At 73.7% G+C, this 13,869-nt stretch carries 12 protein-coding genes; 8 read left to right on the forward strand and 4 right to left on the reverse strand.

Annotated features, from left to right (window positions below; genetic code table 11):
* Nucleotides 1-8: 8 nt before the first annotated feature.
* From MNY62_RS15250 to MNY62_RS15260, 3 genes are all read right to left on the reverse strand, one after another.
* Nucleotides 9-2,009 carry a DsbA family protein gene (locus MNY62_RS15250; protein WP_242345039.1) on the reverse strand — a complete coding sequence of 667 codons (2,001 nt, stop codon included), beginning with the start codon at nt 2,007-2,009 and terminating at the stop codon, nt 9-11.
* A gap of 154 nt (nt 2,010-2,163) precedes the next feature.
* A complete protein-coding gene (locus MNY62_RS15255; protein ID WP_242345040.1) occupies nt 2,164-3,216 on the reverse strand; it encodes a hypothetical protein in 1,053 nt (350 codons plus the stop codon).
* Between the two features lie 21 nt (nt 3,217-3,237).
* Nucleotides 3,238-3,747, reverse strand: a complete 510-nt coding sequence (locus MNY62_RS15260; RefSeq protein WP_242345041.1) for a hypothetical protein — start codon at nt 3,745-3,747, stop codon at nt 3,238-3,240.
* Nucleotides 3,748-3,869: 122 nt separating this feature from the next.
* Here MNY62_RS15260 and MNY62_RS15265 point away from each other — a divergent pair, with 122 nt between their 5' ends.
* From MNY62_RS15265 to MNY62_RS15280, 4 genes are all read left to right on the forward strand, one after another.
* On the forward strand, nt 3,870-4,121 hold the full coding sequence (locus tag MNY62_RS15265) for a sulfurtransferase TusA family protein (RefSeq protein ID WP_242345042.1): 252 nt from the start codon (nt 3,870-3,872) through the stop codon (nt 4,119-4,121).
* Nucleotides 4,122-4,129: 8 nt separating this feature from the next.
* Nucleotides 4,130-5,185, forward strand: a complete 1,056-nt coding sequence (locus MNY62_RS15270) for an asparagine synthase-related protein (protein WP_242345043.1) — start codon at nt 4,130-4,132, stop codon at nt 5,183-5,185.
* 213 nt (nt 5,186-5,398) lie between these two features.
* Entirely contained in the window at nt 5,399-8,347 is a 2,949-nt protein-coding gene (gene ppdK / locus MNY62_RS15275; protein WP_242345044.1) for a pyruvate, phosphate dikinase, read from the forward strand.
* A 144-nt stretch (nt 8,348-8,491) separates the two neighbouring features.
* Nucleotides 8,492-9,739, forward strand: a complete 1,248-nt coding sequence (locus MNY62_RS15280) for a penicillin-binding transpeptidase domain-containing protein (RefSeq protein WP_242345045.1) — start codon at nt 8,492-8,494, stop codon at nt 9,737-9,739.
* Nucleotides 9,740-9,771: 32 nt separating this feature from the next.
* Here MNY62_RS15280 and MNY62_RS15285 read toward each other — a convergent pair whose 3' ends face one another.
* On the reverse strand, nt 9,772-10,887 hold the full coding sequence (locus MNY62_RS15285; RefSeq protein ID WP_242345046.1) for a DUF4388 domain-containing protein: 1,116 nt from the start codon (nt 10,885-10,887) through the stop codon (nt 9,772-9,774).
* Nucleotides 10,888-10,951: 64 nt separating this feature from the next.
* Here MNY62_RS15285 and MNY62_RS15290 point away from each other — a divergent pair, with 64 nt between their 5' ends.
* From MNY62_RS15290 to MNY62_RS15305, 4 genes are all read left to right on the forward strand, one after another.
* Nucleotides 10,952-11,608, forward strand: a complete 657-nt coding sequence (locus MNY62_RS15290; protein WP_242345047.1) for a TlpA family protein disulfide reductase — start codon at nt 10,952-10,954, stop codon at nt 11,606-11,608.
* Between the two features lie 211 nt (nt 11,609-11,819).
* A complete protein-coding gene (locus tag MNY62_RS15295) occupies nt 11,820-12,800 on the forward strand; it encodes a dihydrodipicolinate reductase (protein WP_242345048.1) in 981 nt (326 codons plus the stop codon).
* A 9-nt stretch (nt 12,801-12,809) separates the two neighbouring features.
* Nucleotides 12,810-13,247, forward strand: a complete 438-nt coding sequence (locus tag MNY62_RS15300; protein ID WP_242345049.1) for an FAS1-like dehydratase domain-containing protein — start codon at nt 12,810-12,812, stop codon at nt 13,245-13,247.
* Nucleotides 13,248-13,256: 9 nt separating this feature from the next.
* The coding region (locus MNY62_RS15305; RefSeq protein WP_242345050.1) for a MaoC/PaaZ C-terminal domain-containing protein at nt 13,257-13,869 on the forward strand (613 nt) is incomplete at its 3' end.

Below are 13,869 nucleotides of genomic sequence, written 5' to 3' on the forward strand. Positions count from 1 at the left end.
TGGAGCGGTCAGCGCTTCGCGAGCTGCCGGTCGATGACGGCCTTGAGCTGCTCGAACGGCACGGCGCCGACGACGCGCTCGCCGTTCACGAACATCGTCGGGGTGCCCTGCGCGCCGACCGACGCCGCGAGCTGCTGGTCCTGCTGGATGCGCGCGCGCGCCTTGCCGCTCTGGACCGAGGCCTCGAACTTCTTCGCGTCGAGCCCGATCTCGCGCGCGATCCGGGTGAAGGCGTCGGGCGAGAGCTCGCGCTGCGAGGCGAAGAGCTTGTCGTGCATCTGCCAGAACTTGCCCTGCTCGCGGGCGGCCTCGGCGGCCTCGGCCGCCGGCAGGGCCTGCTGGTGGAAGGGCAGCGGCTGGTGCTTCCACACGACCCGCACCTTGTCTCCGTAGGTGCGCTGGACCTCCTCGAGCGTCGGGCCGACCCGGGCGCAGAAGGGGCACTGGAAGTCGGAGAACAGCACGATCGTGACGGGCGCCTTCGGGTTCCCGCGCACCGGATCGTCCGGACGGACGTCGACCTTCTGCACGGGGCCGGGCGCCGGCGCCTGGGCCGCGGCCGGCACCGGCGCGGCGGGCGCGGCGGCGATGTTCGCGTCGCAGGCCCGATCGTAGAAGCGCGCGTCGGGCTTCGCGCCCTTGAGGAGCGCGTCCGCCTTCTTGAGCTCCTCGTCGGCGACCGCGCGCATGCGATCGAGCGGCTGCGCGCCGACGACCTGGCGGCAGTTGAAGAACAGGGTCGGCGTGCCGTTCGCGCCGACCGAGCTGCCGAGGCGCATGTCCTCCTGGATCCGCGCCTCGTACTTCTTCGACTGGACCGCCTGCTCGAACTTCCGCGCGTCGAGCCCGATCGCCTTCGCGTGGCCCGCGACGCTGGCGGCGTCGAGCGCGCGCTGGTTCTCGAAGAGCTTGTCGTGCATCTGCCAGAACTTCCCCTGCTCGCGGGCCGCCTCCGCGGCGAGCGCCGCGGGCATCGCGTCCTGGTGCATGGGGAGCGGCTGGTGCTTCCACACGATCCGCAGCTGGCCCGGGTACGCCTCCTCGAGCTGCTTCAGCGTGGGCTCCACGCGGCCGCAGAAGGGGCACTGGAAGTCGGAGAAGAGGACCACCGTGAGCTTCGCGTCGGCGGGGCCGCGGGCCGGATCGTCCGGCCGCAGCGGCACCTTGCGGTAGAGCGCGGCGGGCGCGGGCGCGGCCGGAGCCTGCGGCGCGGGCGCGGCGCCCTGGGGGGCGGGCTGGCCGGGCGCGGTCGGGAGGAACACCGGCCGCGGCGAGGCGGCCTCCATGATCTTCGCGTAGACCTGCGCCGCGGGCGTCCCGCCCTGCACCAGCGCCTGGGCCTTCTTGAGCTCCTCGTCGACGATGCCGCGGAACGTCTCGAGCGGCTGGGCGCCGGCGACCTTGCGGCCGTTGATGAAGAACGAGGGCGTCGCGGGCGCGCCGACCGACTGCACGAGCTGCTGGTCGCGCTGGATCCGCTCCTTGTACTTGCCGGAGGCGATCGCCTCCTTCACCTTCGCCGCGTCGAGGCCGATCTCCTGCGCGGCGCGCTCGATGCTCGCGTCGTCGAGCGCGGGGGCGAGCTCGAAGAGCTTGTCGTGCATCGCCCAGAACTTCGCGTCACCGCCCTGCGCGCGGGCCTCCTCCGCGGCGATCGCGGCGGGGAGCGCGCGCGCGTGGAAGGGCAGCGGGTTGTTGCGGAACGAGAAGCGCAGCTTGCCCGGGTAGGCCTCCTCGAGCTGCTTCAGCGTCGGGCCCACCCGCTTGCAGAACGGGCACTCGAAGTCGGACGACTCGACGATGGTGACGAGCGCGTCCGACGGCCCGCGCAGCGGGGTGTCGTCGACCGGCACCCGGTAGACCGCGCGCGGATCCTCGACCGGGCGCGCTGGGCGCTGCGCCGGCGTGCCGACGGGCGGCCGCGCGCCGCGGCCGTCGATGGCGCCGCGAGAGAAGAAGCCCACCGAGAATCCGATGACGAGGGCGATGATCCAGCTGACGTGCCTCATGTCGAACCGTCTCCTACGCGTGCGGGTGCGAGCCGCGCATTCAATCACGAAATCCCGAGTACCGACAAATGGATGAGCGCGCCCCGGTCCGCGCGTCTCCCCCCGAACCGTCCGCGCCGCGGACCATTCCCGCGGTCGCGCCGCCGCCCATCCCCTAGAAGACGAGCGTCGCGATGCCGAGCAGCTTCATCTCGGAGTCGGTCGCGCTCGTCTCGGGCGCGAGGCCGCGGCGGCGGAACTGGTCCCAGCGGACCGCGACGTTGAACACCGCCGATCCTTCGAGCACCTGATAGCCGAGGCTCGCCTCGCCCGCGAGGAGGAGGTCGGCCTTGTTCCACATCTTCATGAGATCGCCCTGCAGCGAGAGCAGCACGGACGGCGGCAGGAGCAGCGTCCAGCGCAGCCGTCCCGCGCTCGCCGCGACCGGGACGTCGGACTCGGTCGCCCACGCGGCCGAGTGGGAGATGTGGGCGTCGCCGTAGTAGCGGACGAACGAGGCCTCCACCGGCGACACGTAGTAGTAGAGGCGCATCGTGTCGCCGAGGAGCGGCAGCGAGCCCTCGAAGCAGGGCAGCGTCGCGAGCTGCGCGAGCACCTGCATGCCGAGCGCGGGGTAGCGCGCGACCTCGAGGCGGCCGAGCACGAACCGGAACTCGCGGCGCCCGATCATGAAGGCGCCCTCGACCTCGCCGTCGGACGGCAGGTAGACCTCGGACTCGCCGCCCGTGAACATCCGCAGCCGGAGCCGCGCCGACTTGCCGAACCCCTCCGACCAGAGCCCGTCCGCCTGCGCGCCGAAGTAGAGGAGCACGCCCGGGTTCTCGCGGTCCTTGTCGAGCTGCATCCCGCCGAACCGGCCGGCGACGCCGCTCGCCATCGCGTAGCGCCAGTGGCCGATCGTCTCGTCGGGGTGGAGCGGCGCGGCCTGCGCGCCCGCCGCGGCGATGGGCGACTCGCCGATGGCGCCGCCCTGGACCGCGCCGGAGGGCGGGAGCGCGCCGGCGGGCCGCCGCGCCGGCGCGGGGGCCGGGCGCGGGAGCTGCGGGTCGAGCTGGGAGAGCGGCCGCGTGCCGGAGGGCGGCGGCGGGAGCGGCACGTCGCCGTCGTAGGCGGGCGGGGGCGGCGGCGGCGGGAGCCCCTCGTCCTGTGCGAGGGCGAGGGCCGGCAGCCCGAGCGCGACGGCGATCGCGACGGCGAGGCTTCTCATGCGGACGTCTCCCACGGGTGGCTAGAAGCGGAACGTCGCGCCGCCGCGGACGAGGAGCGGCACGCCCGCCTCCGACGAGAGCGGCGCGCCGGTGTCGACCTCGGCGAAGAGGCCGAGGACGCTCGTGAAGCGGAGCTCCGTCGCGACGCCGAGGAGGAGCCAGCGCCACTGCATCGAGCGATCGCGCGCGTTGGACATGTCGAGGGCGAGCCGGACCTGGAGCGGGACCTGGGGCGAGATCCAGCGCACGCCGGGCCGGAAGGCGAGGTTCGTGTCGGGGTCGAGCCCGAGCGCGAGCCCGATCTCGGGCCGGAGGTTCAGCGACTCGAGGTCGTACCCGAGCGTCGCCTCGATCTCGGTCACCCCGGCGCCGCCCTTGTCCTCGCCCTTGGCGAGCCCGAGCTCGCCGCCGGCGCCGTAGGAGAACGTCGCGGCGAGGCCGGTGGGCGTGTAGGGCTCCTGGGCGGAGGAGGAGGAGGGCGCGGCCGCGGCGAGCGCGGCGAGGACGGCGACGAGAGCGAGGCGGGGCATCGCCGCGGAGCCTACCGCTCGCCTGCACCCCGGGCAAGGACGCGCCGGCGCGCCGCGAACGCCCACATCGGCGCGCGGGGCGTGGTTGCCCGTCGTCCGCCGTACGGCTAAAGGGAGTGCCCGTGGCGCTCCCCGACATGCCCGCACCTGCGCGGACGCTCGACACCTCCGGCCGGCTCTGCCCGTTCCCGATCGTCGAGACCGCGAAGGCGGTGCGGTCGCTCGACGAGGGCGCGGTGCTGCTCGTCATCTCGACCGACGCGGGGATCGCCACGGACATGCCGATGTGGTGCAAGGCGACGAGGAACGAGCACCTCGGCACCTTCCGGGAGGGGTCCGCCTGGAAGAGCTTCGTGCGCAAGCGCGCGCGGTGAGGAGCGGAATGCAGAAGCAGGGCAAGGCCATCGCGATGATCTCCGGCGGGCTCGACTCGACGCTCGCGCTCGCGCTCGTGCGCCGGCAGGGGATCGAGGTGAAGGCGGTCAACTTCTACACCGGCTTCTGCATCACCGAGACGCAGCGCCGCAAGGGCGGCCGCGCCGACGGGAGCGTCCCCCGCAACGAGGCGCTCCGCGCCGCCGCCGACCTCGAGGTGGACATCGAGTACGTCGACATCTCCGGGTCCGAGTACCTCGACATGCTCGTGCACCCCAAGTACGGGTACGGCGCGAACGCGAACCCCTGCGTCGACTGCCGCGTCTTCATGATGCGCAAGGCGAAGGCGATCATGGAGGCGGAGGGGGCGGACTTCATCTTCACGGGCGAGGTCCTCGGCCAGCGCCCGAAGAGCCAGCGGCGCGACACGCTCCGGATCATCGAGCGCGACAGCGGCCTCGACGGGCGGCTCCTGCGCCCGCTCTCCGCGAAGCTCCTCCCGCCCACGATCCCCGAGCAGACGGGGATCGTGGATCGCGAGCTCCTCGAGGCGATCAGCGGCCGCTCCCGACAGCGGCAGATGGAGCTCGCGAAGGAGCTCGGCGTCGTCGACTGGCCGCAGCCGGCCGGGGGGTGCTGCTACCTCACCGACGAGAGCTTCGCGAAGAAGTTTTTCGACGTGCTCGACACCCGCGAGGCGGCGGGCGAGGAGCGGCGGATCGTGCCGGAGGATGTGGTGCTCCTCTCGACCGGGCGCCACTTCCGGATCTCCCCGCGCGCGAAGCTCATCGTGGGCCGGAGCGAGGTGGAGAACGCGCTCCTCGAGCACCACGTCCCGGGCCGGGCGCGGCTCGAGGCGAAGGACGTGCTCGGCCCGATCGCGCTCGTGGAGGGCGAGCCGACCTGGGAGGAGCGGATGCTCGCCGCGCGGATCGTCGCCCGCTACGGCAAGGGCAAGGACGCGCCGAAGGTCGCGGTCGAGTGGCGCGAGGGCGAGCTCGTCGAGACCTACGAGGTCGAGCCCGAGCGCGACGAGGCGCGCGTCGAGGCGCTGCGGATCTAGCTCGCCTGCGGCCGGACACCGCGGTCGCTGGCCTGCCCGTCCGCTCTCCTCCCTGCTCCACCTGGACGACTTGATCCGCGCGGCGCCTTGTTGGGGTAGCCGAGCGCGCGCTCCGTTCCCGGGCCAGGATCGCTTTGGTACGTTTGCCCTGGCTGGCCGTGCGCTTCCCGGCCGCGAGCTCGTTCGATCTCCCAGGTTCACTCGAGGTGAGGGATGGCCCAGAAGCGCATCTTCGCCTTCGGCGGCGGGAAGGCCGAGGGGAACAAGGACATGAAGGACCTCCTCGGAGGGAAGGGGGCCGGGCTCGCGGAGATGTCGAACATCGGCATCCCCGTTCCCCCCGGCTTCACCATCACGACCGAGGCCTGCAGCGAGTACTACCGCTCCGGGAAGCGCATCCCGAGAGGGCTCGAGGCCGAGGTCCGCGCGGCGATGAAGCGGACCGAGGCGCTCGTGGGGCGCAAGCTCGGCGACGCGAAGAACCCGCTCCTCGTCTCGGTCCGCTCCGGCGCGCGCGTCTCCATGCCCGGCATGATGGACACCGTCCTCAACCTCGGGCTCAACGACGCCACCGTGGTCGGGCTCGCGCGGCGCTCAGGGAACCCGCGCTTCGCCTGGGACAGCTACCGGCGCTTCGTCGCCATGTTCGGCGACGTGGTGCTCGGCATGAAGCCCGAGCACAAGGAGGACCGCGATCCCTTCGAGGAGCTCCTCGAGCGGAAGAAGCACGCCCGCGGCGTGCGCTTCGACTCGGAGCTCCCCGAGGACGCGCTCCGCGAGCTCGTCGGCGAGTTCAAGGCGGCGATCGAGGAGCACAAGGGGATCGCCTTCCCGGACGATCCGTACGATCAGCTCATGGAGGCGGTGGCGGCGGTGTTCCGCTCCTGGGACAACGACCGCGCCATCGCCTACCGGAAGCTCTACGGCTACCCGTCGGACTGGGGCACCGCCGTCAGCGTCCAGGCGATGGTGTTCGGCAACATGGGCGACGACTCCGGCACGGGCGTCGCCTTCACGCGCGACCCCGGGACGGGCGACGACCAGTTCTACGGCGAGTTCCTCGTGAACGCGCAGGGCGAGGACGTCGTCGCCGGGATCCGCACGCCGCAGAAGATCTCCGAGCTCGAGGCGCGCTGGCCGGAGATGGCGCAGCAGCTCGCCGACGTCCGGACGAAGCTCGAGCGGCACTACCGGGAGATGCAGGACATCGAGTTCACCATCGAGCAGGGCAAGCTCTACGTCCTGCAGACGCGCACCGGCAAGCGCACCGGGCTCGCCGCGGTCCGCATCGCCGTCGACATGGCAAGCGAGCGGCTCATCACCAGGGACGAGGCGCTCCTCCGCATCGAGCCCGAGGGGCTCAATCACCTGCTCCGGCCGATCTTCGACGCGGAGCGGAAGAAGGCGGCGCTGAAGGAGGGGAAGGTCCTCGCGAAGGGGCTGCCGGCGGGGCCAGGCGCGGCGAGCGGGCGGGTGGTGTTCTTCGCCGAGGACGCGGAGGCGTGGCGCGCGCGGGGCGAGAGCGTCATCCTCGCCCGCCACGAGACCTCGCCCGAGGACATCCGCGGCATGGCCGCCGCGGAGGGCTTCCTCACCGCCTTCGGCGGCATGACCTCGCACGCGGCGCTCGTCGCCCGGCAGATGGGCAAGGTCGCGATCGTCGGCTGCGAGGCGCTCTCGTTCGACTACCACGCCCGCAAGATGAAGGTCGCGACCGCCGGCGGCGAGCGGACGCTCTCCGAGGGCGACTGGATGTCCATCGACGGCTCCACCGGCGAGGTGATCGAGGGCCGGCTCGAGACGCGGCCCTCGCAGGTGCTCCAGGTGCTGGTGGAGAGGACGCTCGCGCCGGAGGACGCCCCGGTCTTCCAGGAGTTCGCCGAGATCATGGCGTGGGCGGACGCGGCGCGGCGGCTCGACGTGCGCGCCAACGCGGACCAGCCGGACCAGGCGCGGACCTCGGTCGCCCTCGGCGCGCAGGGCATCGGCCTCTGCCGCACGGAGCACATGTTCTTCGGCGAGGGCAAGATCGGCCCCATGCGCGAGATGATCGTCGCGGAGACGCTCGAGGAGCGGCGCGCGGCGCTGGCGAAGCTCCTGCCGGTCCAGCGCGAGGACTTCCGCGGCATCTTCGAGGCGATGGGGCCGCGCCCGGTGACGATCCGCACCATCGACCCGCCGCTCCACGAGTTCCTGCCGCAGGACGCGGCGGGGATCGAGGAGCTCGCGCGCGTCACCGGCAAGCCGGTCGAGAGGGTCCGCGCGCGCATCGAGGAGCTGCACGAGGCGAACCCGATGCTCGGCCACCGCGGCTGCCGCCTCGGCGTCTCCTTCCCGGAGATCACCGAGATGCAGTCCCGCGCGATCTTCGAGGCCGCCTGCGACGTCGCAGAGCAGGGCGTGAAGGTGGAGCCGGAGGTGATGATCCCGCTCGTCGGCGCGAAGGGGGAGCTCGACGACCAGGCGGCGATCGTGCGCCGCGTGGCGGACGAGGTGTTCGCCGCGCGCGGGCGCAGGGTGCGGTACCACGTCGGCACCATGATCGAGGTCCCGCGCGGCGCGCTCACCGCGGGCGAGATCGCGAAGACCGCCGAGTTCTTCTCCTTCGGCACGAACGACCTCACCCAGACCACCTTCGCCCTCTCCCGCGACGACACGGGCCCGGTCATCACCGCCTACCGCGAGAAGGAGATCTGGCCGGCCGACCCGTTCGTCACCATCGATCGCGAGGGCGTGGGCGCGCTCATGAGGATCGGTGTCCAGGGCGGGCGCGCCACCAAGCCGGAGCTGAAGCTCGGCATCTGCGGCGAGCACGGCGGCGACCCGGCGTCGGTGGGGTTCTGCCACGAGCTCGGGCTCGACTACGTCTCCTGCTCGCCGTACCGGCTCCCCATCGCGAGGCTCGCCGCGGCCCAGGCGGCCCTGAGGGAGCGGGCCGCGGCGCCCGCGAAGGCGAAGCGCGCCGGGAAGCGCGCGGCGAGCCCGTCGAAGGCGGCGCGGGCCGCCCAGGTCGCGCGCGGGAAGGGCTGGCGCGCGAAGGGGCTGCACGACGGGAAGCTCGCGGCCGCGAGCGCGGCCGCGGTCGGCGCGGCGCACGCGAGCAAGGGGCTCGCCAAGACGACGAAGCGCGCGGTGAAGCCCGCGGCGCGGCGCGCTCGCTGACACTCGTGGTGCACGCGGCCCGATCGCGCTCCGGTCGGGCCGCGTCCCCACCCAAGCACGTTCCTCGCGGTCGTCGGGCGCCTACTTTGACGCGGTCCCGGGCTTGCGGCACACTCGCCGCCGCTTCTCCCCCCGATCGCTCCGATGCTCCATCGCGTCCCTTCCTGGCTCGTGCCCGCGAGCGCGCTCGTGCTCGCCGGCCTCGTCCTCCCGCGTCCGTCCTCTCCCGGGACGGACGCCGGTCCGTCCACCTCCACCGCCGCGGCCCAGAAGAAGCTCGCCGCGGCCGCGCCCGCCGCGCCCGAACTGCCGATCCGCATCGGCGAGATCTCGTTCGACGAGGCGTCGGGCCGGTACGTCGCGCCGCTCGGCGACCGCCGCGCGACCCTGACGCTCGATCCGGGGCTACAGGACCGGCTCGAGCGCGCGCTCGACACGTACCGGGTGCCCTGGGGTGCGACCGTCCTCATCGAGCCCGCCACGGGGCGGATCCTCGCGCTCGCGGAGCACTCCCGCGCGGAGCCGGGTCGCCGCGGCCTCTCCCTCGCGGCGCTCGCGCCGGCGGCGAGCATCTTCAAGCTCGTCACCGCCGCGGCCCTGCTCGAGCAGGGCACGCTCCCCGACGAGGAGGTCTGCTACCACGGCGGCAAGCACCGGCTCGCGCCGAAGCTCCTCGCCGACGATCCGCGCCGCGACCACCGCTGCGTCACGCTCGCCTCCGCCTTCGGCCACTCCACGAACGTCGTCTTCGCGAAGCTCGCCGACCGGGGCCTCGACGCGGGCCGGCTGCGCGCGACCGCCGAGCGGTTCCTCTTCAACACGGAGATCCCCTTCGCCCACCCGGTCGAGATCTCGAAGGCGGACATCCCCGACGACGACTTCGGCTTCGCGAACACCGCCGCCGGGTTCGGCGGGGTGAAGCTCTCGCCCCTCCACGCGGCGCTCCTCGCGGCCATCGTCGCGAACGAGGGCGTGCTCGTGCCGCCGGTGATCGTCGACGCGGTCGAGGGCGGCCCGGTGCCGTCCGCCGGAGATCCGCGCCGCGTGATCGAGGAGCCCGTCGCCGCGGAGCTCGCCCGGATGATGCGCAGCACGGTCACCGAGGGCACCGCGCGCCGCGCCTTCGCGCGCGCCCGCGGTCCGCTCCGGAGCATCCCGGTGGCGGGCAAGACCGGCTCGCTCGCCGACGCCCAGCCGTACCGCGACTACTCCTGGTTCGTGGGGTACGCGCCGGCGGACAGGCCGCAGGTGGCGATCGCGACCGTGGTGGTGAACGAGCGGCTGTGGCACGCGCGCGCGCCGACCGTCGCGCGCGAGGCGCTCGAGGCGTACTTCGCCTCCCACGTCGCCTCCGCGAAGGGCGGCGAGCTCCGGACGGCCGCCGCGAGGTAGCGCCCGCTCGAGCCGGCCCTCGGGGCCGGGCTTCACCCCAGCTCGACGAGCCCCGCGTCCGCGAAGCGACGGATCGCCTTCAGCACGTCGAGCTCGCGAAGCGGCGCCACGCGGGTGAGGTCGCGGACGTCGCGCCGCCCGTCGCAGCGCGAGAGCAGGTACTTGTCGGCCGACGAGAGCCGCAGGCGCGCCACCTCGCGCGCCGCGAGCTTGAGCCGCGGCGTCCGGGGCGGCCCGAGGAGCTCCGCCTGGAGCCGCTCCCCGAGGACGCGCTCCGTCTCGGCGAGCAGCGAGCGGGCGGCCTCCGAGGCCGGGGCGAGCTCCACCGCCCGCGCCGCCACGAGCTCGGCGTCGTCGGCGCGCCCGTCGGCGAGGAGTGAGCGGGCGCGGTCGATGAGGTCGGCCGCGCCGACCGGCTCGGAGGCGATGGCCGCGGCGAGGGGCGCCGGCGCGGCGCGGAGCGCGCCCTGCCGGGCGAGCGCGTAGAGCCGCTGGTACAGGTGGAAGTCGGTCGCGTGCAGCGCGAGCGCGAGCTCGTCGATGGTCTTGCCCTCGCGGGCGAGGGCGAGGAGCCGGCCGTCGATTGTGCCGGGGCCGGCCGAGGCGGGCGCAGCGGCCTCGTCCACGACGAGCGAGGCCGCGCCGCTCGGGAACTCGCCGCGGAACGCGCTCCACGCCGTCGCCCGGAACTCCGCCTCGCGCGCGATGTCGGCGAGCGGCACCGCCGCGTCGAGCTCGTCCACGTCGGGCGGGGAGCCGTCGTCGAACCAGAACACGCCCGCGTCCCACAGGAACACGTCGAGGAGGGTCTCGCGCAGCTTGATGGCGAGGACGTCGCGGATGACCTCGGGCGAGACGAGGCCGACGAGCGTCAGCACCTTCCCGAGCCGGATCCGGGTCTCCTCCTGCGTCTCGAAGGCCTTCGCGAGCTGCTCCTCGGAGACGTGCCCGAAGTTGAGCAGGAGCTGGCCGAGGTGCTCGCGCGGATCGTTCGAGCCGGCCCCGATCGCCACGCCGTCGCGAACCAGGACGGACTTCTTCACGGTGCCGCGCTCGCAGCCGAGCGTCCCGGACATGCGACGCCGCGCGAGCAGGTCGACGAGCTCGGAGAGCGGGAGGACCGCGAAGCTGCCCATGAGGCCGCGCATCGGGGGCCGAGTGTCGCCCGCGGGGCGGGTGGCGGCAAGCAAGCCGCTGTTGTAGAACCGCGCCGTGAAGACGGAATCGAACGACATCGCGCGGCCGCCCCGGAAGCACGCGCCGCGCCGCGGCGTCCGCCTCGCAGCCGTCGCGACGGCGGCCGTCCTCGTCGCGGCCCTCGCCTACCTCGCCTACGACCGCTTCGTCACGCAGCCGGCGCTCGAGCGCGCGTCCCTGCTCGGCTTCGGCGTGGACCGCACCGACGTGGCGGCGCCCGCGATCGAGCTCGAGGCGCTCGACGGCAGCCGCTTCTCGCTCGCGCAGGCGAAGGGGCAGGTCGTCTTCGTGAACTTCTGGGCCACCTGGTGCCCGCCGTGCCGGGAGGAGATGCCCTCGATGGTGCGGCTCGGGCGGGAGCTCGAGGCGAAGTACCCGGGCCGCTTCCGGATGGTCGCGGTCTCGGTGGACGAGGGCTGGGACCCGGTGAAGGAGTTCTTCGCCGCGCCGCCCTACTTCGGGAAGCCAGGCCTCGCCGTGGCGCTCGACCCCCAGCAGGTCGCGACCCGTGCCTACTACTGCGCCGCCCGGGGCGGGGTCTGCCCCGACCTCAAGTTCCCCGAGACCTACATCGTGGACAAGGACGGCCGGCTGGTCGCGTTCGTGATCGGCCCCCGCGACTGGTCCGACCCGTCCGCGCGGCTCCTCCTCGAGTCGATGATCGGGTCGTAAAAGATCCCTGTCGTCGTACGGTTACCGCATCGCGCCCTCCACCGCCGGCCGCCAGCCGATCGGGGGCCCGCGCGGCCGCAGATGAGCGCGCCGCCGGGGTCGAGCTCCCCGGTTTTCTTGATAGCCGTGGATCGCGTGCACTATAAAGGCCCGTGAATCTTGGAGATCCGCCGCGCCCGCTCCCCGGGCGCGCACGTCTCCGGAGGGGCACGTGCGACCGGACGGCATCATCCCGGTGGTGCTCGTGGGGCTGGGTGACACCGGGCGGGCCATCGCCCGGGCGGTCGTCCTGCGCGACGAACTCGAGATCGTCGCGGCGTTCGATCGCGATCCCGCCCTCGCCGGGCGCCCGCTCGACGCGCTGCTCGGCGCCCCGGTGCCCGAGCTCCGCGTGGAGAGCGACCTCGCGAAGGCGCTCGCCCGGGCGAAGGGCGGCGTCGTCCTGCACTCCGGAACGAGCCGGCTCGAGGAGGCGCTCCCGGACATCCGCGCCGCCGTGAGGGCCGGCCTTCATGTCGTCTCCACCTGCGAGGAGCTCGTGAACCCGGCGCTCGACAGCGCCGAGGACGCCGAGGCGCTCGACCGGCTCTGCGAGCAGCGCGGGGTCGCGGTGGTGGCGACCGGGGTCGCGCCCGGCTTCGTGCTCGATCGGCTCCCGGCCTTCCTGTCGCAGGTCGTCGGGCCGGTGCGCCACGTCCGGGTGACGCGGGTGGTCGACGCCGCGTCCGGCCCAGGGGCGCTCCGGCAGCGGGCAGGCCTCGGCCTCGCCGAGGAGGCGTTCGACGAGGCGCTCGAGCGGGGCGAGATCGGCCAGCCCGGGCTCGCGCAGTCGGCGGCGCTCCTCGCGGAGTCGTGCGCCGGCGCCGACGAGTACGAGGTGGACGAGGAGATCGTCCCGCTCGTCGCGGAGGAGGACGGCGCGGTGCGGCGCGGAGAGGTGGCCGGGGTTCAGCAGGTGGCGCGGGTGTTCGCGGAGGATCGCGAGGTGGTCCGGCTCGAGCTCTCGCTGCAGGCCGGCGCCGAGGACCCGCGGGACGAGGTGGAGCTCGACTCCGATCCGCCGCTCCGCCTGGTCATCCCGGGCGGCGTTCCCGGCGAGGCCGGCACGGCCCACGCCGTCGTGAACGCCATCCCCGCCGTGCTGGAGCGTCAGGGGCTCCTCACGGTGCTCGATCTCCCCGCGGGAAGGTGAACGGAACGCATGCTCGACAGATCCCTCGTCGGCCGGGAGAGTGAGCCCGTGGAGCAGGAGGTCGAGCGGAGCGCCATCCGGCGGTTCGCGGAGGCCCTCGGCGACCCGAACCCGATCTACCAGGACGAGGCGGCGGCGCGCGCGGCGGGGTACCCGGCCCTCGTGGCGCCCCCGACGTTCGCGGTGGCGCTCGCCGCGAACGACCGCTTCCGGCACTCGCTCGATCTCGGGACCCGCTCCATCCTGCACTCCGAGCAGCAGATCGAGTACGCCCGCCCCCTCGTGGCGGGCGACCGGGTCACCGTCGTCACGCGGGTCGCCGACGTGCAGGAGCGGCCCGGCGCGAGCGGCCCGATGGACGTGCTCGTGCTCGAGGACGAGGCCCGGGACGACAAGGGCGAGTGGGTGTTCCGCTCGCGCGCGACGCTCATCCTGCGTCGGGGATAGGGGCGAGGGATGCTCAGCGCACGCCAGCTCTACTTCGAGGCGGTCAAGGTCGGCGACGAGCTGCCGCCGCTCGTGAAGCCGCCGGTGGACCGGCTCCAGATCGCGCGCTACGTCGGCGCGGCCCAGGACTGGAACCCGCTCTACATCGACGAGCCCTACGCGAAGAACTCGGGGTTCCCGAGCGCGCTCGCGCCGGGGATGATCGCGATGGGCTTCCTCGGGGAGCTCGTCGTGGACTGGGTGCGCGGCGCACGCCTGCGCCGCTTCTCCGCGCGGTTCGTGAAGATCGTCTGGCCGGGCGACGTGCTCACCGTCCGCGGCCGCGTGACGGACCGCCGCTTCGAGGAGGGCGGGCGCTACGCGATCGACATCGAGACGTGGGCGGAGAACCAGCGCGGCGAGCTCGTCGTGCGCGGCCTCACCACCTTCCAGCTCTACTACAGCGCGGACGACGAGGCCCGGCAGCGCGCCGGCGGGGCGCCGCTCGTCGTGACGAAGGAGGAGGAGGAGGCGCGCCTCGCGAAGCTCTCCCGCGCGCAACCCCCGCGCCCGCCGGCCCCGGCGAGCCGCCCGCTCGCGCCGCCGCGCGTGCCCCAGCCCGCGCAGCCCTCGCGCCCTGCCG

This window comes from Anaeromyxobacter terrae, from assembly GCF_022690685.1.
GTDB classification, from domain to species: Bacteria; Myxococcota; Myxococcia; order Myxococcales; family Anaeromyxobacteraceae; genus Anaeromyxobacter; species Anaeromyxobacter terrae.